The 19,350-nt window shown below is 60.6% G+C and carries 25 protein-coding genes and 1 pseudogene; 6 read left to right on the forward strand and 20 right to left on the reverse strand.

Annotated elements, in window-relative coordinates; all coding sequences use genetic code 11:
* Positions 1 to 59: 59 nt before the first annotated feature.
* A complete protein-coding gene (locus DSM43276_RS23835) occupies positions 60 to 614 on the forward strand; it encodes a hypothetical protein (RefSeq protein WP_234803103.1) in 555 nt (184 codons plus the stop codon).
* The gene (locus tag DSM43276_RS23840) at positions 508 to 756 is read left to right on the forward strand and encodes a CPBP family intramembrane glutamic endopeptidase (protein ID WP_234803099.1); all 249 of its coding nucleotides are present in this window, start codon (positions 508 to 510) and stop codon (positions 754 to 756) included. Before DSM43276_RS23835 ends, DSM43276_RS23840 begins: the two co-directional genes overlap by 107 nt.
* A gap of 253 nt (positions 757 to 1,009) precedes the next feature.
* Here the strand turns inward: DSM43276_RS23840 and DSM43276_RS13325 are convergent, their stop codons facing one another.
* From DSM43276_RS13325 to DSM43276_RS13345, 4 genes are all read right to left on the reverse strand, one after another.
* The gene (locus DSM43276_RS13325) at positions 1,010 to 1,246 is read right to left on the reverse strand and encodes a hypothetical protein (protein WP_078330985.1); all 237 of its coding nucleotides are present in this window, start codon (positions 1,244 to 1,246) and stop codon (positions 1,010 to 1,012) included.
* A 1,078-nt stretch (positions 1,247 to 2,324) separates the two neighbouring features.
* Positions 2,325 to 2,600, reverse strand: coding sequence for a hypothetical protein (locus DSM43276_RS13335; RefSeq protein WP_078330984.1), 276 nt, complete (start codon positions 2,598 to 2,600; stop codon positions 2,325 to 2,327).
* Between the two features lie 100 nt (positions 2,601 to 2,700).
* Positions 2,701 to 3,648, reverse strand: coding sequence for a hypothetical protein (locus tag DSM43276_RS13340; protein WP_234803097.1), 948 nt, complete (start codon positions 3,646 to 3,648; stop codon positions 2,701 to 2,703).
* Positions 3,649 to 3,735: 87 nt separating this feature from the next.
* Positions 3,736 to 4,371, reverse strand: coding sequence for a hypothetical protein (locus DSM43276_RS13345; RefSeq protein WP_234803096.1), 636 nt, complete (start codon positions 4,369 to 4,371; stop codon positions 3,736 to 3,738).
* A 98-nt stretch (positions 4,372 to 4,469) separates the two neighbouring features.
* On the opposite strand from DSM43276_RS13345, the gene DSM43276_RS13350 reads away from it, so the two are divergent.
* Together DSM43276_RS13350 and DSM43276_RS13360 are read left to right on the forward strand one after the other, a co-directional pair.
* Positions 4,470 to 5,132 (forward strand): hypothetical protein, encoded by a 663-nt coding sequence (locus DSM43276_RS13350; protein ID WP_234803095.1) that lies wholly within the window; start codon positions 4,470 to 4,472, stop codon positions 5,130 to 5,132.
* A gap of 154 nt (positions 5,133 to 5,286) precedes the next feature.
* Positions 5,287 to 5,661 carry a hypothetical protein gene (locus tag DSM43276_RS13360; RefSeq protein WP_157896059.1) on the forward strand — a complete coding sequence of 125 codons (375 nt, stop codon included), beginning with the start codon at positions 5,287 to 5,289 and terminating at the stop codon, positions 5,659 to 5,661.
* Positions 5,662 to 5,679: 18 nt separating this feature from the next.
* Here DSM43276_RS13360 and DSM43276_RS13365 read toward each other — a convergent pair whose 3' ends face one another.
* The 15 genes and pseudogenes from DSM43276_RS13365 to DSM43276_RS13430 form a co-directional block, all read right to left on the reverse strand.
* Positions 5,680 to 6,003, reverse strand: a complete 324-nt coding sequence (locus DSM43276_RS13365) for a hypothetical protein (protein WP_078330981.1) — start codon at positions 6,001 to 6,003, stop codon at positions 5,680 to 5,682.
* Between the two features lie 87 nt (positions 6,004 to 6,090).
* Entirely contained in the window at positions 6,091 to 6,480 is a 390-nt protein-coding gene (locus tag DSM43276_RS13370; protein WP_078330980.1) for an ankyrin repeat domain-containing protein, read from the reverse strand.
* Positions 6,481 to 6,490: 10 nt separating this feature from the next.
* Positions 6,491 to 6,871, reverse strand: coding sequence for a hypothetical protein (locus tag DSM43276_RS13375; protein ID WP_136629072.1), 381 nt, complete (start codon positions 6,869 to 6,871; stop codon positions 6,491 to 6,493).
* Positions 6,872 to 6,943: 72 nt separating this feature from the next.
* Positions 6,944 to 7,147, reverse strand: coding sequence for a hypothetical protein (locus DSM43276_RS23845; RefSeq protein ID WP_234803094.1), 204 nt, complete (start codon positions 7,145 to 7,147; stop codon positions 6,944 to 6,946).
* A 168-nt stretch (positions 7,148 to 7,315) separates the two neighbouring features.
* Positions 7,316 to 7,650: pseudogene (locus DSM43276_RS13385) on the reverse strand (hypothetical protein).
* A gap of 135 nt (positions 7,651 to 7,785) precedes the next feature.
* Positions 7,786 to 8,472: a DUF2625 family protein gene (locus DSM43276_RS13390; protein ID WP_078330978.1), complete on the reverse strand. Its 687-nt coding sequence runs from the start codon at positions 8,470 to 8,472 to the stop codon at positions 7,786 to 7,788.
* A gap of 71 nt (positions 8,473 to 8,543) precedes the next feature.
* Complete coding sequence (locus DSM43276_RS13395; protein WP_078330977.1) at positions 8,544 to 9,215, reverse strand: hypothetical protein; 672 nt, start codon at positions 9,213 to 9,215, stop codon at positions 8,544 to 8,546.
* 95 nt (positions 9,216 to 9,310) lie between these two features.
* Positions 9,311 to 9,601: a hypothetical protein gene (locus DSM43276_RS13400; RefSeq protein ID WP_078330976.1), complete on the reverse strand. Its 291-nt coding sequence runs from the start codon at positions 9,599 to 9,601 to the stop codon at positions 9,311 to 9,313.
* Positions 9,598 to 9,999, reverse strand: a complete 402-nt coding sequence (locus DSM43276_RS13405) for a hypothetical protein (RefSeq protein WP_078330975.1) — start codon at positions 9,997 to 9,999, stop codon at positions 9,598 to 9,600. Before DSM43276_RS13405 ends, DSM43276_RS13400 begins: the two co-directional genes overlap by 4 nt.
* A gap of 84 nt (positions 10,000 to 10,083) precedes the next feature.
* A complete protein-coding gene (locus DSM43276_RS13410; RefSeq protein WP_078330974.1) occupies positions 10,084 to 10,542 on the reverse strand; it encodes a hypothetical protein in 459 nt (152 codons plus the stop codon).
* A 3-nt stretch (positions 10,543 to 10,545) separates the two neighbouring features.
* Positions 10,546 to 12,507 (reverse strand): NucA/NucB deoxyribonuclease domain-containing protein, encoded by a 1,962-nt coding sequence (locus DSM43276_RS13415; protein ID WP_136629076.1) that lies wholly within the window; start codon positions 12,505 to 12,507, stop codon positions 10,546 to 10,548.
* Between the two features lie 691 nt (positions 12,508 to 13,198).
* Positions 13,199 to 13,354: a hypothetical protein gene (locus DSM43276_RS23595; protein WP_157896058.1), complete on the reverse strand. Its 156-nt coding sequence runs from the start codon at positions 13,352 to 13,354 to the stop codon at positions 13,199 to 13,201.
* Positions 13,355 to 13,556: 202 nt separating this feature from the next.
* Positions 13,557 to 13,832, reverse strand: coding sequence for a DUF805 domain-containing protein (locus DSM43276_RS23850; protein ID WP_337678161.1), 276 nt, complete (start codon positions 13,830 to 13,832; stop codon positions 13,557 to 13,559).
* Between the two features lie 271 nt (positions 13,833 to 14,103).
* Entirely contained in the window at positions 14,104 to 14,475 is a 372-nt protein-coding gene (locus DSM43276_RS13425) for a hypothetical protein (protein WP_078330972.1), read from the reverse strand.
* A 410-nt stretch (positions 14,476 to 14,885) separates the two neighbouring features.
* The gene (locus DSM43276_RS13430; protein ID WP_078330971.1) at positions 14,886 to 16,247 is read right to left on the reverse strand and encodes an SMI1/KNR4 family protein; all 1,362 of its coding nucleotides are present in this window, start codon (positions 16,245 to 16,247) and stop codon (positions 14,886 to 14,888) included.
* Between the two features lie 127 nt (positions 16,248 to 16,374).
* Between DSM43276_RS13430 and DSM43276_RS13435 the strand changes: the two genes are divergently transcribed.
* A complete protein-coding gene (locus DSM43276_RS13435; RefSeq protein WP_211196729.1) occupies positions 16,375 to 17,286 on the forward strand; it encodes an endonuclease/exonuclease/phosphatase family protein in 912 nt (303 codons plus the stop codon).
* A gap of 711 nt (positions 17,287 to 17,997) precedes the next feature.
* On the forward strand, positions 17,998 to 18,282 hold the full coding sequence (locus tag DSM43276_RS13440; protein WP_078330968.1) for a cyclic-phosphate processing receiver domain-containing protein: 285 nt from the start codon (positions 17,998 to 18,000) through the stop codon (positions 18,280 to 18,282).
* Positions 18,283 to 18,451: 169 nt separating this feature from the next.
* Here DSM43276_RS13440 and DSM43276_RS13445 read toward each other — a convergent pair whose 3' ends face one another.
* Positions 18,452 to 19,258: a hypothetical protein gene (locus DSM43276_RS13445; protein WP_078330967.1), complete on the reverse strand. Its 807-nt coding sequence runs from the start codon at positions 19,256 to 19,258 to the stop codon at positions 18,452 to 18,454.
* Positions 19,259 to 19,350: the final 92 nt, after the last annotated feature.

A 19,350-nucleotide genomic window follows, 5' to 3' on the forward strand; every position in this document is an offset into this window, starting at 1 on the left:
GTAGACACTGAAAACACCCCGTTGACGGTGCCCTTTGCGGCACAGTCAACACTGGTGTCGTGAGTTCCGTAGTCAGACGTACGCTCGGCCAGGATCACCGCCTGCCCGGCTGGCCCGAAGTGAGTGTGGCCGTCCTGGCCGCCGTAGTGCTCTACATGGTCGGTGCGGTGGCTGCTCTCCGGCTCCCACCTGGCTGTCCAATCTCGCCCGGCCAGGCCAACTTCCTCGTTTCGGGTCTTGCCCCGTTGGGGGCCTTCGCTCTGGCAGCACTTGTCCGGTTCCGAGATGTGCGCCCTTTCGGGGTGCGGCGCGTGCACGTCGGTTGGTTGGTCGTGGCCATGGGAGTCGGCTTGGCATGCTTCGTGTTGAGCTGGCCGGTCTCGGCGCTGTTCGATCCGTTCTTTCCCGGCTCGGAAAGTGTCCAGCAAGGTTATCGGGACGCGGCCAGCGCTGGCTTGTCCTCACTCGTGGTGACCGTTGCGCTCGGCGGGCTGCTCACGCCCCTGGGTGAAGAGGCGCTGTTTCGCGGCGTCTTGGCAGTTCCTCTCACGTTGGGGCATTTGGATCGGTCTGTTGGTCAGCGCAGCCGTCTTCGCGCTCGCTCATGGCATTAACGCTGTCATGCCACTGGCATTCGTCATCGGGCTCAGCACCGGACTGCTGCTACAGCTTTCCGGCTCTATCTGGCCAGGAGTGCTGGTCCATGCCGTCTACAACAGTTTGGGTATCTTTTACCACGCCGTCGCCGGCGGCTGACTCGAATCAGCATCCCAGGCAACTTGCTAACCAAAAACCATATCCCAGAGTCCTTTTGGCCGAGATTGACTCGGAGCCGCCGTCCCGCCAGCTTTCGCGTGAGAGCAACCCCGGCGCGCCGTAGCCATCAACCGGGGTCAGACGAGTCGTGGGGCCTAAGCCGCAGAACCCGTACCTTGCTCGTTGGTGATTCTGCCACTTGAGGCGAATTAGCATCTGACGGCGCACCCTTGCCCGTCACCCCTCTGCGGCACTAGAGCTTGTAGCGCAGGTACATCATCGCCAGGAAGAGGAGCACGAACACGCCAAGTCCCAATCCGGCAGGCACGCTTTTGAGCGCCAATGAGATGCATATGACCACGACCGCAGGAGCGACCACCCAATAGAGCCACTTCTGGACAGTACTTTCGCGCGGCTCCGCGAATAGGGATATGCCTCCGCTCACCACGGCCATCAAGGCGATGTAAAAGTCCGGTTCCGGGGCCCTCATCGCTCACCACCATATGTGAAACCACACGCGGATCCCATCATGTCAATAATTTGCTGTACAGCTATACTCGCTCTGTGCGCCTATGTTTAATACTTGCTCCATGGTGGGTGCAAGCCCCGGTACACGCCGTACTTTTCTTCGTTCTGTGGGCGTTGTATGGCGCGGCGACCGATTCACGGCCTGATTGGCTGCAAGTTGCCATCACCGCTCTCTTGTTCGGTCTGATCATGGGACCGGTATCAGCGCGACGGAATCGCCGCGTCCTCGCGCCAGTGATGTCTGGTGTGACACCGCGCGACTACCGGCACGTATCCAAGGCGCTGCGGATCGGGCCACCGCCAAGCGATCCGGTCATGTTGCACGCCGCTGCCCGTCTAGCGCGTATGCGCGCCGCCCAAGGCATGCGAGAGCGCACAACCTCGATAATCCTCATGGCTGCATGTGTCGTTGTCATGATTGCCCCGGGCGAAGGACATACGTTCCACGCCGCTGGATACGTGATGGCAGTGTTGTTTGGGGTCCTCGGCGCCCACAGCTGGTTCAATCCGCTTCTACTCCAAGCACGTTCGACAATACTGGCAGACGCTGCACTACAAAACATCTCATCGATGGGCCTCAGCGGCACCGTGCAGCATGCCGACTCTGTTCGCCAGGACCCGGAGTCATATCCGCTGGAAAATCATCCCTCGCAACGAGATGAGCAGGTTCTCCACGTCCCGGGTTCTGACCGTGGGCTGTTTTCGTTTCGCGGCAGGATGGCGTGCGCGATCCTTGTGCTCGTCATTGGCGGCTTCGGGCTTTGAGCCTACCTTCACTACCGCGATCCGGAAATGTTCTGGCTTTCCCTGTTCCCACTGACGCTGGCGTCTATCGGCATCTGGGATGCAGTTAAATACAAGCGCGCCTTGCCCTTCCGCGACGAGCAGTAGCGAATCATCACCGACCCGGCAGGTCGATTGCCTGATCAACGCCGCGCGGGGATTCCGACGAATCTGTGCGACAGATCGTCGATTGACGAGGCAGCGGCACAGGCGATTTCGATAGTCAAAGGTGCTAGGCAGCATAGTTGTGCCGAGACTCAGCGGCGCAGGGTCTGCAAGCCGTACTCCACGGCCACATCGATGGCCATGAACCATGTGAGGGAACATAGGCCGGCCAGCACGGCGTGCCAGTAGCAGAGCCTTTCATTGAAACGAACCATGCGGGCTGCCGCCACGATCGCGAGTATCACGCTGATACCCAAAGTGATCCAAAATGCCCAGTAGATGCCTTCGGACCAGAAGAACGGAAACAGCACCACTGTCAACACGAGGCACAGCAGCATGCCCAGTCCGATGCCAGCTGCGAACGCCATGACGGCAAGGACTGCGGTTCGAGCCCTCAAGAAGTCCAGCTCCCAGAAGGCTTGACGATGGCCCGGGCGCGCGATAAAGGGGTGCACGAGAATCTCATTCTCATGTGCCCCGACAGAAAGTAATGATGGCCAGTCTTTCTTCGAGCATTTCGCCGATGAGTTTCTGATACACCGCTTCCCGATTGGCAACCTCTGCAGCGCTCCTGGTCGGCGCCGCCGCGTGCGCGCTGCGCACCACGTTCGTCACCTGCACCGACAGATCCGCGATACGACGCACTCGTGGGGCCACATCTGGGGCCGTCATCTTGGCAGCGTCGCGCTGAAGTTGATCGGACCACCCTTCGTAGTCAGCAACGCTAGGGCCGCCCTGCACCACCAGTTGCCCATTAGTCAACTGATTTTGTTCCCGCACGGCAATCGTGACATTGAATGTTTTGTCGCAGTCCCGCTTCGGCCATTCGCGCTCATAGGTCACCGCGAACGCGATAGCGCACGCAACGAGACCTAGTGCAATCACCGCCAGCCACAGCCGATCTCGCTTCCCCAGGGATAGACCGCTGTCAGCGGTCTGCCCGGTTGCCGCAGCACGGAGTGCTGCAATATGGCGCTCCTGTCGGTGCCCTACGTACCACTCTGACAAGAAGTACGGCACCAGCAGGAAGGCCCACAAGGCCCATCCGGCAGCACTCACGGCGCTGCGCGTGATGTAAACCTGAAAGAGCACCATCCCGATCCACATCACCGGCAACGCCAGAGACGACGACGAGTTCTTGCGGACCTTGCTTAGTGTTTTGCCCAGATCGAGCGCGGCGTCCAGCACAACAGGATCAGTCGGGACCTGTCGGCGCCACAACGCCTTCACAACATCGGAGCGCCGCGAGCCGCTAACGCCCTTCAGCACGACCATGTAAGCGCGATGCGCCTTCTCCTGGTATCCGACCGAGATCGCCGCGGCTACCAAGCAAATCCCGATCATTGACCCGGTCCATGCCGGGCTGAACTCCAACCCTGGGACGGTCAACAGCAGCGGACTCATCGCCAGCGTCATCAGGGCGGACGAGCAAACCCACCGCATCCACCAAGGCCACCCGATCATTCGCATCTGCACAGCAAACAGTATTGCAGAGCTAACCAATCATTCTACGGACCCCTCGATGCGATACACGCAAGCTAGAACACCCAGCTCGTAGGCGCCGCGACCACGAACCCCGTGGGTGACCGACGGGCCTGCGTCAGAGCTGATTTCGTGCGGCGCCTTGAGGACACAAACCAAGTCCGCTGACGGCGGCACCCCGCACACAAGAGACCGCGAAGGCAGGAAGCTCCAGAACACGATCTTGTGACCTGGGGCAAGCACGACTGGCACCGCGCCGCTGGTATCACCGAAGAACTCTTCAGAGGTTTTGGCAACGAACTGTGCAGGTCCAAGGCCCTGGTCATACACCCCCTGTAGATCCACGATATGCGTGCCCGTGGGCTGTCCGGGCAGGTCGCCAGCGCATGCCACTTGGTGCGTCACCTTGACGGTCTGCTCCTTGCACAACAGCCCGGTCGCCGTGCTGAACCACAGGGTAGGTACCGCGTTAAGGTCCGCGAGGCCGGGGGGCAGCGGCCCGCTGTCATCGATCAACGAGTCGATGTCTGGAACCAGCGGTGCCGCAGCGGCATCCGGGAGAGGACTGATCAGCGCCAGTGAAACCACCACGACGCCAACTAATCCCATGGTGATCGCTCTGACAACCGATCGCACCTTCCTACCTGCACTACCCATGCCGGCTCCTACCTCCCCTGCACCAGGTTCACGGTGTATCACCCATCCCCCGCCATCCTCTCACATCGTGAAATTTGCTGTCGGCTTACACTGTGCTGGTGTGGATAAGACTTGCGCTTGCCCCGTGGTGGATACAGTGGCCCGTCTATGCAGCCCTGATCTTCACAGCGGCGGGTATCCCTGTGGCGGTCATCAACCGCGGCGAACAGGGGCAATGGCTCGGTTGGTGGATCGGTATCGCCGTCGTGGCGCTCGTCGTCGGGCTGGTGTGGGCTCTGGCCGCACGATCCCGGGCGCCGCAGCTGCGGCAGCTCCTCGACGGCCTGCCACCGGCCCAGTATCGACAGGCCGCCAAAGCCGTCCTGTCCGGCCCTATACCGATCGATCCGGCGATCCGGCGAGCGGCCGCACGCTTGGCGCAGAGAGCAGTTGAACGTCAGTTCCGCAGTATTTCGCCGGTGGTGTGCCAGCTCTTGATGTGGGCCATGGGCGTCAATGCTCTTTTCCAGGTGGGGTCCGCTGCGTTCGGGGCAACGATCAGCTTCATCACAGTCTTCAATGCTGCCGCCTTCTCGGGCATGGCAGTTTTTTGGTGGCTCTATCCCCCGCTACTGCAAGCTCGGGCTCAGCTACTGGCAGGTTTCGTGCACACACCGATCTTCGGCGGCGCGGCGCCGTCGGCGCAGGGTTCGTATGGTGCCCCGGATGCAGGCCGCTATCAGGACCAGGCCCAGGGCGCTTACTCCCCACCACAGGTATGACGATGTGATGGGCCGACGATCGAACCTCGACATGGCTTCGTCCAAGTGCTGCAACACAATTCCGAGGCAGGTCAAGTAGATACCCGCGGCTATCCCCTCGAGCAGCAAGACCGCTGTGACGACCTTCTTAATCAGATGCCTCTTCTGTCGGTGGATGTGGGCGGTCCAGCCTTATCCCCCGTGGAAACTGAATGTGCTTGTCGAGCAGCCGACTTCACCGCGATCACGCATGTTCTCGATCAGCAGCGCGAACAAGACTCCGGTTACCGCCATCGTTCCGAACAGAATCAATGGCGCTGCAATCAAGAACCCGAACCCATCGCCCACACTTGAATCGACAGCACAAGCACGCCGCATCTCCGACAGCACTCTGGCCACCACAGCCAAACTGAGCAGCCCGAGCGCAACACACGTCAATGCACCGACGAAAACCATCTCAGACTTCGACATCATTTGCCGCGACCCCGCTGCCCAACCGGGTGCGGCCATCAGCCTGATTCATCTCGACACCCTCGACCTAGACCACTGAAAATGCCACATCATCGCATCACCAGCTGTGCCCGTTCCGAACCATCCGCGTAGCCGTGACCAGCCCCAGCCTGGGTTCTGCTTCACGCAGAGCCTTGACCGCATCGACCAAAGAGCCACGCCCAGCGACAACCTCAGACACCCGCGCGTCCGTCCACTCAGCTGCCACCTGCTCCTGCACTCGCCGAAGCCAGACCTGGCGGCGCTCATGCCACACCAAATAGAACGCGCCAAGCACGCACAAACCATGCAAGAAAATGCCAGTCCAGTTCCGCTCAAGCACGGACGGCACACACAAGATCAGCCCCGCGGCAACGAGAATCCACGGAACGACAAGACTCATACGATTCATCATCTAGAAAACTCGGGATCCGTTGGGGACGCTCACGAACCCGCGCCGCGGCCGCACTTAATCACCGAATCGTCTGCCCTATCCGCGCGTTTTCAACTCGTCTGCCTTGGCCTCGACGAGGTGTGCCAGCTCTTTGGGGAATCCAGCAAGGAGCCGGCTCATCACCAGAGCTGATCGGCCGTTTTCGGACTCTGTCCTGGTCGGATCGGCGTTGCTGTCAAGGAGCAGCCTAACCATTGATCCGTCAGGCGAATTCAGGTGACGCTTCATTACCGCCATCCACAGCGGTGTGTTGCCCCACACGTTGATCGGGTCGACGTTCGCGCCAGCGTCGAGTAGCTCTTTGGCGATTTCGATGTTTCCACGATCGGCGGCAATATGTAGCGGCGTCATGTCTTCTGGCCCAGGAAAGTTGATGTCAACGCCTGCGGCAACCTCAGCACGAAAAGCGGCAGCATCGTTGTTCATGTTGCGGGTATCAATTCACGCCGAGTTCGCGGCGGTAGGCATCGATGAGTGGCTCAGCGAGCTGTTCACCCTTGGGGGTGAGGTTAAGCCACCAGTGGTACTCCCAATCCCGATCCTTGAACTGTCCGATGTAGTCCTTGCGAATTTCTTGGATCGTTCCTTCAAGGTCGCTCGAGGGGACAAAACCGATAGCATCGGATGGGACGGTGCCTAACTCGAACAGCCCTTCGCGCACCAACGACCGGGTCATGTCAATCGTCTTTTCCTGCACTTCCGGCAAGGAAGTGCCCGGGGATTCCTGCTCGACGTACCAATGGCCAGCGAGGAGTTGCACCCAATCACCGACTCCGTCGACGAGTGTCTTCTCTCGGGCTGTGTAGTCCGCGTACATGTTGATGCCCTTTACCTTTCCGTCTAGCATTCGCTCAGCTCAGCCACCACATCGTCGTCGTAGGCCGTTCGACTACGCTTCAGGCAGAAGAGATTCAGCTACTTGCTTTCCCTTGTCGGTGAGGTTGAGCCAGGCCACGTAATCCCAGACACCGTTTTCGTCGTAGTGGCCGACGTACTCGGCCCGGATACGGTCTAGTGCTTCATCGATGGGAATGCCCCACGGGACGAAGCCGGCGCCGCGTTCTACGGTGCCGACTTGGGTATAGCCCTGCACTCACAAGGTCGGCCACAGTGTTGAGCGACTCGACTTGCAGTTCGCCGACCGACGCATCTGGGTTGGCGAGGTAGACCAGCCGATGCACACGGTAGAAATGGACCCAATCATCGAGCCCGTCCATCAGGACGTCGTTGCGGGCGCTGTTCATATGATGCCTTCCGGGCCTCATTGGGAGACTCTCAAGGAAGCAAGGAGCTTGGCGGCGAGAAGCCGAACTTCAGCCCATCGATCATCCGACTGCAGCCCTGATACGACCACTGGCCGACATCCGGAGCCTCTGACATCGCGGTCAAAAGACGATCAACGTCGAGCGCACACACACTCTGCTGATCATTTAACGAAAGCCGTTCTGGTACATACAAAGAGTCGAACTCAAGCGCCAGTTCATCAGTTCCCACGCCAAGCTTTTGTAGGTAACCGATCTGAATTTCCGGCGAAGCTGCCATTCGCGCAACAAGCTCCACGAAACCGTTACGCCAGTTGTCGATACCTGACGTCATCGGATTACCCCTCCTAGATCGCCTTGCGGACCAGCAAGAACACGCCGGTCAGGGTCAGAGGCCCATGATGCACACCACGGGGTGCCAACGAATCTGCGTACCCGTGGGGTTCTCTCCGCACCGCCGGGTCCGCTCCTAGGTACTCACCGCTGGTGAAGGATTCCAGTCGATGGGGTACGGGTCGACATCTCCAAGGAGCTCTGCGAACATCTGCATCTCGTGGCAGATTTCGACCATCGGTATGGGGCGACGGCTCACTTTGTTGATGTCGCGGCCTTCACGTGACCACGCTGGCGCCGACACACCGATCCCAACGTCGACCGGAAGGTTTTCGATGTCGGTTTGCCAGTTCGCCCAGCGGTAGTCCTGGTAGAACCCGTTGACTTTATCGGTGCATGTCAGTGCCCAGTGCAGAAAGTCGTAGTGCCCGAATCCACAAGGCTCCCATTTGAGGGTATCGAACGGCCAGTAGTGGACTTCGCCGTTCGCTTCCTTGATGCCGCCATAGTCGGCGGCAAAGAGGCCCCCGAGTACGTCCATGGCACAGAACATGAACCCTGGGATTGCCATGTTGTTGAGGCTGGGAAAGTTGGGGGTGCCGCCGCCAAAGATCTTGAGCCACCCATGATCTGCCAGGATCCCGCCACAGTTGTAGGTGAGGGCGCCAGCTCCAGAGCGGACGGTCACCTGCAACTTCTCCAGCTCCGCTCTACCTTGCTCGTTGGTGATCGACAGCGCACGATGAGCCCCGTGATTAAGCCAGGTCTGGATTTCGGGCCAGGCCGGCTCTTCAACGTTCAAGAGCTCATCTAGTGTCTTCATGCACTTCCTCCCCGCCAAGACCGCTGCACTGGTTTTTTTCCGGTTACGAATCGCGGCTGGCAGCGCGTCACTTAGACCGGATACCCGATGTTGTCGATGTCGTCGGCAAGATCGTCGAGGGTTATGTCCGGGTTCAGCGCTCGCACCACCGATTCAGTTAGGGGACGCAGGCCGAAGACGTGTTCGATTGCGGCCGGGTCGGGTTGCATCTCGAAGTAGTCGCGGGCGAACTGTTGGTATGGAAGGGAATTGGGGCTCGTCAGGATCTCATTGAGGAACTGATCGGACCCGTCGGGGCTGACACCGCTGCGGTGATCCGGGTAGGTCACCGGGCCGGTCTGCCAGCTGGTGTCGTGCTGCTGCCGCCATAGGCAGTAGGTCGCTGCGAAGACGCCTTCAAGAGCGAAGGCCGATTCAGTGAGAAATTCGGCGAATACCTCGGGAAGGCCATCGGTTAACCCTGGCCATTGCGTGGGCGGGTCGGTGCGCCATGGGGACATGGGCGATTCGTGCTCGAAGCCGCGGATGAACCCGCCAGCCGGGGCGAACACGATGAAGCTGTCATCACCGGACCCGTTGCGGATCTCCGCCGCCGACGACCCGCCTCCCCAATCCGGGGTGTACGAATAGCGGCGGCTATCCCACTCCGGGCACAGCACGGCGTCCAGCATTGCCACCGCACGACACCGCTCTTGGAGCGCGGACAGGTCCGGCAGTTGGGCAGCCACGTCACGAGCACTCATTGGCGTATTCAAACATCACCGCGGTGATCGTGGGGGCTGGGGCAGATCGCGGTAATTTAGTGCCGTCCTGTCCTGGAACGATTGGCGCGGTTACCCTACTGCGCCAAGGCGATCTGCCGCGGCTCAACGTCCGGGCCACCGGCGCGAATGAGTGCTCTTGTGGGGCTGGGCGAGAATCGGCGGACGATGGGCTCGATCGCTTTCCAGATTTCGTCGCAGCTGGGTCCATAAAGATAGATAGTGGCGGTGCCGTTGCCGATTTCATTACCGTCTACCTCGCCCAGATCGCGAGCGGAAATGACTTCTGCCAGTTGATCTTCTGCATCAAAGATGAATTCCAGTGAAAGCTCGATATCCCATTCGATGATCACCGCTTGTTCGGTCACTTTGGCTGGCCGCTGCCCTCGGGGAGCAGGATGTTGATTTCGTTGGGTCCACTGATGTCGTCAATGGTCGTACGGGTGAAGATCTTCAATGGCAGCACACCGGCTCGGTTGAGTGGCACGCGATGCATGTCCTCGGGATCATCGAGGATGCCGCCGATGGCCAGTACCGGCTGCGTGAGGGTCAAGGTGCTGTCGTAGATACGGTCACCCAGGTCCGCCTCATTCTCGCCGGTCAATACCTTGATTTTGACCTCTGCCCCAACGTAGTCGGCGTCATCAGCAGTCATCGTATAGATGAACAATACGTGTTCGCCTCCGTCAACGGGCGTGACGTCCCGGCTGGCGGTTGCCGGACTCTCAAGCGTCCCGTAGTCCTCGACTTTGATCTGGTGACCCATAGGGTAGATCTGAGTGTCGAGCAGAACTGTGTTCTGTGTCAACGTGTTTCACCAATTCCCGTTAGTACGCTGTTGGGCCTGAAGTCAGCTCAGGTCGTACCGGATCAGGATGTTCACATCACTTGGGCCGCTGATTGGGCGCTCACCATGGTCGGGATATGTCACGGTCTTGATCGCCGTCTCGGTGAAGATCTGTAGACGAATCGGCCCGGTTCGTTCCAGCGGAACATGATTCAGGCTGTCCTCGTCGTGCAGGATCTCACCCAGACCCAAGAAGGGCTGGGTGAACGTCACGTTCTGATCGAAGATGAGTTCGCCGAGCCCCTGTGTGTCGGTTCCTTTGTAGACGCGAGCCACCACGTCGCGCTCGATCGTTTCGGCTTCGTCAGCAGACATCGTGTAGACGGAGACGCTGCTGTCTGACGCGTCGAACGCAGCACCTTCTGTCACTCCGTCAGGGATATCCGATGTGCCAGGGTCTTCGATCTTGATCTGACTACCGTCCGGATAGATCTCGCCTTCGAAGAGAAGCTCATTTGGCATGATCTAGTGGCGTCCTGTTCTGGAGCGTTTAGCGCGGTTGCCCTTGCCGTTGCCCTTGTTGTTCTTCTTGCTGCCGCTGCTCTTGGAATGTGAACCGCTGTCGTGCGAGCTGCCGTTCCCATTATGAGTGCTGGCGGTGTTCTGAGCGGGTCGCGCGCCTTCCCTGGCGTGGTCACGGGTCTGGTTGGTAGTCGACGTGTTGCGCACGGCTTGGTTGTCGCGCTGCTGGGCTTCCGATTCGGGCCGTGCGTGAACAGTTTGGGGCTCGTTGTTGTGCTGCGCCTGCTGTTGGCTCACGCTATTGACCATCCGGGCACCCTGCAAGGCTTTGGAGCGCTGCGCCTGGGATGCCTGCTCAGCGCGAGCGGCCTGGACCTGGCGCAGATCAGCGGGTGACGATGGGCGCTCCGGGACCCTTGCGGGCGACTGCGGCGCGGTGGGCGGATTAAGTACGCAGCGTTGGCAGTTCAGCTCGCCCTGGTTGTTGCGGTAGGCGAACTGGTAATTGTCGCCTGGTTTCATCTTGAACCGGGTGTAGAGGGTGCGGAGTAGGTCGCGTTCCTTGATGCTCTCGTCGGCGGGAAGATGCTTGACATCGGCCTTCCCGTCGCGACTCTCGGCCGAGGACGCGGGCGGTGATTCGTCCCGGTGCATGCCCGGCTCGGGCTTGGTTCCGCGCATGTTGCCGCGCCGGTTAATCTTGGTCTGCTCGGCGGTCTCTTTGGTCATCACGTCTGGCGCGGTCTCAGCTTTGTGCTGGTAGTGACCCGCCATGTCCTTCTCGCTGTAGACGGCGGTTGGATGCTCGGTGACGTGCCCGCAGTTCATGCCCGTGCAAGCTGGGTGCACCTCCGGGACGTACTTGCCCGGTGGCGCGTTGGGGACCTTGGGAACCTCAGGCGCCTTACCTGCATCACCAACCTCCCTAGCGAGTTGTGTTGGTGTGGGGGCATTTTCGGGGGTGACCCGAGTGATGGTGGAGGATTCCGCGGCGATGTCGTCGGCTTTCTTGACGCCTTGTTCGAGGGCGTTCTCGGCGACGTTTTCGACGGTCTTTTTGGTCAGTCCTTGTGGGGTGACGGCAGCAAGGATTTGCATCCCGGCCGAGAAGTTTTGCAAGCCCTTGTTGTTGGGGTCCGTCGCGGCGACGGCTTCGGTACCGACCGAGGCCACGTTCAGGGTGAGAGAGACCCTGGCGAGCACTCCAGCGCCAGCAGCGGACCCGACGCCGGTGGCCATCAACGCGGTGCTGCCGACCAGCATCGCCGACTCCAGCGGGTGCTGACGAACCTGATTCCCGACCGCTTCGGCTTGCATGTGCTGCCCGTCGGCCAGGGGCTCGAATGCCTTGCCGATGGCCTCCCCGGCTTTCATGAAGCCGTGGCCGATCGAATCGAGGGTGTGGTCGACATCGGTCCAGCCGTACTGGGAGTAGTCGCCGCCTACGGCTAGTGGCGGATCGACGTAGACGGGCCAGGTGGTGGATTCGGTGGGTGAGATGACTTCGGAGACTTGGTACAGCTGGGGGGCAACCTGTTTGGCCACATACGCCGAGTACACGATGTTCCCGTTGGCGTCACGGGCCTCGGCCGGCGACATCACACCCAGGGTTTCTGCCAGTGCGGTGGCCCGGTTCAGCGTGAGGTGCCCGCTGGAGTGCATCAGCATCACCGTGTCGGCGGGAGTGCTCACCAACGTAGTCACCGACCGCACACCGTCCGCGCTGTTGATGCGGGCCACGGTGCGGTAGCCGTCGCGGGTGTTCTCGGCCAGCAGATCGAACCCGGCGCCGGCATCCGGGTACACCATCTGCCCGGCCCTAGTGGTCTGTCCAGCGCCGAGCTGCGTGGGAAGTGTCATCTCCACAGGACCGGCGGGGCTCTGGGACACCAGACCGGCAGCTGGGTTCACCGGCAAGCCCGCGGCCCGCTCTGTACTGGTCAGAGATGTGTCGAGTCCGGCCACTGACTCAGTGAAGGCTGCGGTGGCAGCCTGACCGAACGTCTCGGCTGCGGAAACTGTCGGTGCACACTGCGATGAGTTCAGCAATGAGAGCGGTAGCAGGACCGCAGCCAACAGCGCTGCAGCTTTTACCGCGACAGGCAACACTCTTGGCGCTCTGTCCAGGAAACTCATTTCCACCCCTTCTTGAGGACCAGTGGACGGTATACGACTACACGACCACACTGACACGAGCTTGCCTCTACTCTGATTAGGAGAGTGACTTGCCCGGCCGGTCCGACTCATAGCAAAGTATGCTACATCAGATAGATCAAACTAAATAGCCACGTTAAATGGGTTAATGCTGAATGACGCGACATGACACTAGATAACTCATTCGACTCACCGACGCTTTGGTCAGCGACGAACGATAAGTTCGCCCTAACAATCCGAGGTCAGGCCACTCGGCTCCGTAGGGTCAAGACCGACAGGAAACCTTTCGGCAACCTGACGGCAAACCAATAGCTAGGCGGGCCTGTTGCGCTGACGCCGCCGATGGATGGGTTTCTCGTTAAGTTTTTCCATCACATCGTCGTAGGCGTAGAGCTTCCTGCAGCCCGGAGTCCAGGTCTGGTTGCGCTGCCCGTCGGCATGTAGGTAGGACCGTGGCGCGACACGGCCCAGCACCTTGTAAAAGGTCGCCGACGCCGGAGCCTCACCCCCCCAGCTTCATCATCCGCAGCACGTCCGCGCCCGTCATCGGCTGATCGCGCGCACGGGCCCGCATGTCCTCACGGAGCTCGTTGACGTCGTATGCCCTCCGACACCGCGGGCAGGCCACGACGCCGCCCTTCTCGGCATACAACTTCACGCCGTACGTCAGCGGGACACACCCTCGTCACTACTCGCCCTCAAGCTCGGGGCACTCGCCGCATAGCCGCAGCTGTACGGCGACGGTACTGGCGGAGGCGCGTCACAATCCCCGTCGAATAGCTGCGGCCGCGAAGTGGATACCTCAAGGTGATGTACTCGGGAGATCCGGCGATCCAATAGTTGTCGCTGCCTGGCTGCCTTCAACGACGGTCGAAAGATTCTCCGCGCGGCCTTGAGGGTAAGAAGCCGAAGAGGATCGGGATCAGGGAGCCTATGTAGGGCACGAGAGCTAGCAGGACTAGCCATCCTGAATGGTCGGCGTCGTGGAGCCTGCGGACTGTCAGTGCCCATCCTGGGGCCGCCCATATCAGAACTAATCCTATGAGCACTGTCACCAACGCTTGCTTGAGCATGGTGTCTGTGCCGAGGGCTACTCCAGATACAAGAAGGCCAGCGGCCAGGGTTTGCATCAGCATGACCCATCAGTACTCGCTGCGCGATGCGCGACCCGAGAATCGGAAGTAACTGCGGAAGAATCGCGTTATCGCTTGGCTAAAGGTTGCCCCGTACAAGGGGAGCGTCAGATCGCGCGGATCGGTCGCGCCGAGAGGCTTGGAAACGTTGTGGCGGTTCGCCTCTGGCGGGAATGGTTCGGTGCGCATTACAGATGTCCTCTGCTGGGGTTAATTGGGTTCGGGTGGATGCGGTTTCATCAAAGCGCGGCCCTCGTAGGGAGTCGATGCTCTGTCAGGCGGGAAACGGCCACCAGTTGGGAGTTCCGTTCGGGCAGAGTTCGTTTGTGGCAGGGGTGTACACGCTGCTGACCCCCACCACTACTGCAGCTGCTGCCGCTAGCACCGCCATCCCGATGGCCAGAAGCACTGACCAATCGCGCTGCGCGAGGGACACCGTCAGCGCGAACAGGACTTCGGTGACCGCGGTTGTTCCGACTAGAATTGATGGTGCGGCGATCAAGAATTGCAGGCCATCGCCCACATTTGACTCGGCACCGCATTCCTGCCGCATTGCGTCTACGACTCTCACCACCACAACCAGACTGAGAAGCCCAAGCACCCCGCTAATCGAGGCGCCTACGGCGACCTTTTGATCCTTGAGCATCTAGGTGTATCTAAGTTTCAATGGCACTGAGTCGGCTTCATTCTGGCCAGAACCGGTCACGTACCGACCATCGGTGAACAGCGGCGCCGACGCCAGCGAAATCAGCACGGCGCAGACAAGAGCCGAAGTCGACAAGGCGCCCGGTGTCATCATCTCGCCGGAGCAATGCTCGTGAAGTTGTCACTGACCGCACCAAATCGCGGTAGTTAGAAACCGCTGTCCGACATCGAATTGATCGTTTGTTCTCCGACACATCGCCTCCCCCGATCAGAGCGAAACTTCAGGCTGATGACACTACCCTCAGGCGCAGATGCATGTCTACGTGGATAGCAAACATGTAACATCGCAGCGGATGCGTTGAGAGTCGATACTGTCCGCAGTGGCGACGGTGCCCTAGCTCCTCACCGAGTTCAGTTCAGTTTCGAACGTCGCCACCACACCGGCCGGCGGCGGGGTTTGTTTTCTGGGCGAAGAGCTGTGACCGTTATGAGGGGACGTCCCCAGCGGGTGAGAATCTCATTTGCGATGGCGGCTGTCTCTATCGCGTCAGCGCCATCAATGTTGGCAGCCATCAAGCCACCGGGCACACCGTCAGAGTCCAGCAAAGCACGCCAGTCTCTTGATGTCATGGACAGATACTCCAGCGCAGGAAAGCTTTTGACTTGCATGGGGTCTGCCAGCCTGCTGTATCTGGCATCTATGGTGCGCACGCTCGAGCGATCTAGCAGTGGACCCAGATCGACTGCGGTGTCAGAAATTCCGAGGCACACTACTTCGAGATCGTCGCGGGCGGCGGCATCTTCAATCGCCACCCGGTTCAAGTAAACTTTGGCCGCGTCTCTGACTGGTCCGGTGGGTGGACACAATCGCTGATGAACCAGCAGATCTGTGAACGAGTCGCTGACAAGCTCTGCGCCGATGTTCAATTCGTGATCGAGGAAGATCACCTGCCCATAGTGGCCGTTTTCAGCCGGTGCCAAGTCAGCGCAATAGACATTCCCTCCTCCGTCCGTTCCGACGGGGAACCACAGAGGGGTGCCGGCCAGCGGCTGTATTCTGCGATTGGGGTCAGCCGCTATTGTCTCGGTTGCGCCGTATTTCCATGCTGAGAGACGATTTTCAGGAAGATACGTCTGCCTGTAGGGTCCGTCACCCAACGGGATGATGTCCATGCCGTAGAAGTCGCCGGCGTCTGGATCTTCGTTGAGGACGAGTTCTCCGCTTCCGGCCGTCAGATACAGCGCACGTATTTCTCCTGGCAGGGCGATGCCTAGCCTGGCCTCAACAGCCAAAATTTCTTCCTGCGTGGCGGGTTGGGCACCGGGGATTTTGCGTGCAGTCAGCGCGGCCAGCGCGCTGGGATCCGCGCCCGGGGCGGGCGCGGCACGCGGGCATCGCTCCGCTTGGCGCCGATACGGCGCCGGAAGCGCGCCGTCATCACGGACGAGGTCTCCCACGATGTCGCCGCCAAGCCCGTAGGACACGTTCTGGGGTAGTTCGACAATGTGGACCTCCCGAAGTCCGGCGCGGCTTGCACGCAGAACTGCGCCGAATTGCTTGTCGAGGCCTTGATGGATACGGTATGCGGCTTCGCGGAAGTGCTCGGTAGCCGGGGAGTTCGTGGGGTTGGCGCCGTCGTAGGTGAATGACCATCCAAAGCTGTGTTCAGCGAAAGTAGTGGCGCCCTCAACCAGGTTGATCTGCGGCGGAGCGTCCTGCAGCATGGCGACGAGCGTTGGCAACCAGGTTTGAATATCCCGAGGCACCGTCACGGCCAGAGCCTAGGCCACAACCTGATCATCGACACCCGCGACGGTCACTGCCAGATCGGCGATCGTGCCACGTGGGGACCGATTCTGTGCTGCGATGTATCCCATGGCTGCCGTGCCGCCCGATGTCGTGGCGCAGCGCACCGCGTTGCGCAGTGCGGTCGCGGACACGATCGCGCCCCAGGCTGACAACAACCTGATCATCGGCACCTGGAACCTGCGCGCCTTCGGCGGTCTGAGCCCGACCTGGCAGGCTGGGGCGGGCGATTCACCTAAACGTGACTGGCGGGCCGTCACGTTCATCGCCGAAGTGATCCGGCGCTGCGATGTCGTGGCATTGCAAGAAATTCGCCGCGATCCCACCGCGTTGCGCTTCCTGCTGAAAACCCTTGGGCCCCAGTGGCGGGTCATTGTCTCCGATGTCACCGAAGGTGATGCCGGCAACGGTGAACGGTTGGCCTTTGTCTACAACACCGAACGGGTTCAACCTTCGGGGCTCGTGGGCGAACTGGTATTACCTGAGATCGGCGATCATCCGGTGCGCCAGTTCGCCCGCTCCCCCTACGCTGCCAGCTTCCAGCGCGGAGGCACCGAGTTCATCCTGACCACCGTTCACGTGCTCTGGGGCGATGCACCCGAAGACCGACTACCAGAACTGACCGCCTTCGCGCAGTGGATGCTCGCCTGGGCCAAACGCAAGTCCGATTGGAACACCAACCTGCTGGTGCTCGGCGACTTCAACCTCGACCGTATGGGCGATCCATTGTTTGATGCGTTCTTGTCGACAGGCCTGTGGCCGCCAGCAGAACTCAATGATGTCCGCCGCACCATCTTTGACAACGACCACACCCGCCACTTCTACGACCAGATCGCCTGGTTCTCGACCCCCACCGGCACCCAGCTCCTGCAATCGCTGACCTACTCCAAAAGAGCCGGATCATTCGACTTCGTACCGCACTGCTACCCCAACCTCACCAAAAACGAACTCTCGTGGCGCATCTCCGACCACCACCCGCTGTGGACCGAGTTCGAGATCGGGTAGACACGATGCAGCTGGCTATTGACCGGGCAACGCCTTTCGGGCTGCATCCCATGCCCCTTCAAACATTATGCGCTGCACTGGCGTTCCATCGAGCGCGACGACCTCACTACCCGTGCGCCAACCGAGACACACGCGCGTACCGCCCACATGGTCGGTCTCCATCAACAGGCCCGCAGCATCTAACGAACCGGCGGAGATACCTGGGGTCAGGACCTCGACGGCAGTCGTCGTCCATGGCCTGACGTTCGCAAATTCGGCATCATCACTAACCGGGATCACTGTCCCCGTAAGCAAGACCTTCCCATAGACAACTCTTGCCCGGGTCCCACACCTTTGCGTCAAGAGGGCGATCGGCGGACGCCCGTCCAAGGATTCAAGTTCCTGCGGACTCATACGCTGCACGGCGTGTAACGACGCCGTCGGTGTTAATGCCGAGGACTGGACGATGACCCAATCGTCGAATTCGTCAGACATCTCAAACCCCCAACGTGTAGTTAGCAATTCGCAGTAACAGCCCTCCCTGACTGCCCTAGCCTCTGATTCTTCCGCAGTACTACAGCGAGCGCGGGAAGCGACACTCAAGCGTCGACACGTTCTGCTGCTAATGAGCGTCACCGCTGCCCAGCGATACTCGCATCGCAGCCAGGAATCTTCAGACGGCGGCAGTGAAAATCGGTATCGATTGGCGCGTCCTCTCGGCAAGATCAGCTTATGAAGCTGTGGGTAGACGACGAACGTCCGGCTCCCGACGACTGGGCCTGGGCGAAGACGTCGGACGATGCACTGAGCCTGCTCGGCGGGGTCGAACCCGTCGAGGCAATCAGTCTGGACCACGACCTAGGTGGCGAAGACACAACACGGCCCGTGGTGCGGTGGCTCGCCGAGCACGGCGGCTGGCCCGAGCGCGTGTACGTGCACACCGCCAATCCTGTTGGGAGGCAGTGGCTCGAAGGGATGGTTCAGCGTTATGGTCCTGGCGTGAGCCGATGGAGCTGAGCTAACCACCGCTCTCTTGACCGCGTTACAGTCCAAGTATCAGCTGGTCCATATACGCTGCGCTGTTCTGAATCGAACATCTCAATTACGACGACTTGCGCCGCCGAGACTACATCCGGCGGGAACAGTCTTGATGGGAGTCCCTGCGCTGGACCGGGCTACTGCCGCGTCATAGCGTCATCATCTCTCGAATCTCGCCGGGGTACGGCGGCGCGTCGATCCTGCGCTTCTCCTGGACAAGTGTCTCTTCGACCCCTTGCCGCCGCATCGCTTCAGCGCGGTGCTGTCCGTTCAACCACCGCACGGTCCCGTTGAGATCACGGATCAGGCCCATCGGGTCGTAGAACAGGCAGTGCGCAGCGTCGGCCACATCTTCGGGCAGATCTTCGGGGATGCCCTCCCGCCGCTGGGCTTGGATCGCGATGGCGGACGCCCGCCCCCAGTCCCCGGCTAGATAGCGGGTCATGTCCCGGAAGATGCGGCTGGCGGGCAGCTCGCTTATCGGGATGCATCGGAGCACCAGCACGCGTGTGGGAGTCGGCGGCACGTACGGGACGAAGCCCGACCCCTCATCCCATTCGGCACCAAGACGATTCAGCAGTTCCACGTCGGCGAGATCGGTGTCGTGAATCCCGAAACAGACGTCGCTGCCTGGGTAGAAGTCAACCGTCCCGATGTTCGTGGCGCCCTCGAACCGCAGCGACGGGTTGCGCACGTTGAAGATGAGGGTGGGGGGCTCCCCGTCGTGGGGGAAGAAGTCCTTCCACGCTCGATCCCTGAACGCACCCGCCTCGCTGCGGCGATTCATGACGTGATCGCCTTCCCGCACGGTGATGAGCGCGAGCGCGCGGCCGGTCTCGTCGCGGAACGCTTGAGCGCGAGCCGTGTAGATCCCCCCGTACACCTCCCACATGTGCTGATCGGCGGTGCGGCCGGGTCGGGGCGTTCCGTTCGCGTCGTTGCTATCGCGTTCCATTTCGCCTCAATCAGTTCCGTTGATGAACAAGGTGACTGGCATCCCGGGGAACAGCCGTCCATCACCATTTGGGAATCTACGGCCCTGGGGCG

The organism is Mycobacteroides salmoniphilum (genome assembly GCF_004924335.1).
GTDB classification, from domain to species: Bacteria; Actinomycetota; Actinomycetes; order Mycobacteriales; family Mycobacteriaceae; genus Mycobacterium; species Mycobacterium salmoniphilum.

Coding starts and splice junctions, on each gene's coding strand:
- DSM43276_RS13365 (WP_078330981.1), bottom strand. CDS start 6,003: ATGAGTCTTGTCGTTCCGTGGATTCTCGTTGCCGCGGGGCTGATCTTG.
- DSM43276_RS13335 (WP_078330984.1), bottom strand. CDS start 2,600: ATGGCGTTCGCAGCTGGCATCGGACTGGGCATGCTGCTGTGCCTCGTG.
- DSM43276_RS13390 (WP_078330978.1), bottom strand. CDS start 8,472: ATGAAGACACTAGATGAGCTCTTGAACGTTGAAGAGCCGGCCTGGCCC.
- DSM43276_RS23850 (WP_337678161.1), bottom strand. CDS start 13,832: ATGCTGATGCAAACCCTGGCCGCTGGCCTTCTTGTATCTGGAGTAGCC.
- DSM43276_RS13395 (WP_078330977.1), bottom strand. CDS start 9,215: ATGAGTGCTCGTGACGTGGCTGCCCAACTGCCGGACCTGTCCGCGCTC.
- DSM43276_RS13425 (WP_078330972.1), bottom strand. CDS start 14,475: ATGCTCAAGGATCAAAAGGTCGCCGTAGGCGCCTCGATTAGCGGGGTG.
- DSM43276_RS13375 (WP_136629072.1), bottom strand. CDS start 6,871: ATGTACGCGGACTACACAGCCCGAGAGAAGACACTCGTCGACGGAGTC.
- DSM43276_RS13345 (WP_234803096.1), bottom strand. CDS start 4,371: ATGGGTAGTGCAGGTAGGAAGGTGCGATCGGTTGTCAGAGCGATCACC.
- DSM43276_RS13410 (WP_078330974.1), bottom strand. CDS start 10,542: ATGCCAAATGAGCTTCTCTTCGAAGGCGAGATCTATCCGGACGGTAGT.
- DSM43276_RS13360 (WP_157896059.1), top strand. CDS start 5,287: ATGTGGGCGGTCCAGCCTTATCCCCCGTGGAAACTGAATGTGCTTGTC.
- DSM43276_RS13325 (WP_078330985.1), bottom strand. CDS start 1,246: ATGAGGGCCCCGGAACCGGACTTTTACATCGCCTTGATGGCCGTGGTG.
- DSM43276_RS13340 (WP_234803097.1), bottom strand. CDS start 3,648: ATGACGCTGGCGATGAGTCCGCTGCTGTTGACCGTCCCAGGGTTGGAG.
- DSM43276_RS13405 (WP_078330975.1), bottom strand. CDS start 9,999: ATGGGTCACCAGATCAAAGTCGAGGACTACGGGACGCTTGAGAGTCCG.
- DSM43276_RS13440 (WP_078330968.1), top strand. CDS start 17,998: ATGAAGCTGTGGGTAGACGACGAACGTCCGGCTCCCGACGACTGGGCC.
- DSM43276_RS13445 (WP_078330967.1), bottom strand. CDS start 19,258: ATGGAACGCGATAGCAACGACGCGAACGGAACGCCCCGACCCGGCCGC.
- DSM43276_RS13370 (WP_078330980.1), bottom strand. CDS start 6,480: ATGAACAACGATGCTGCCGCTTTTCGTGCTGAGGTTGCCGCAGGCGTT.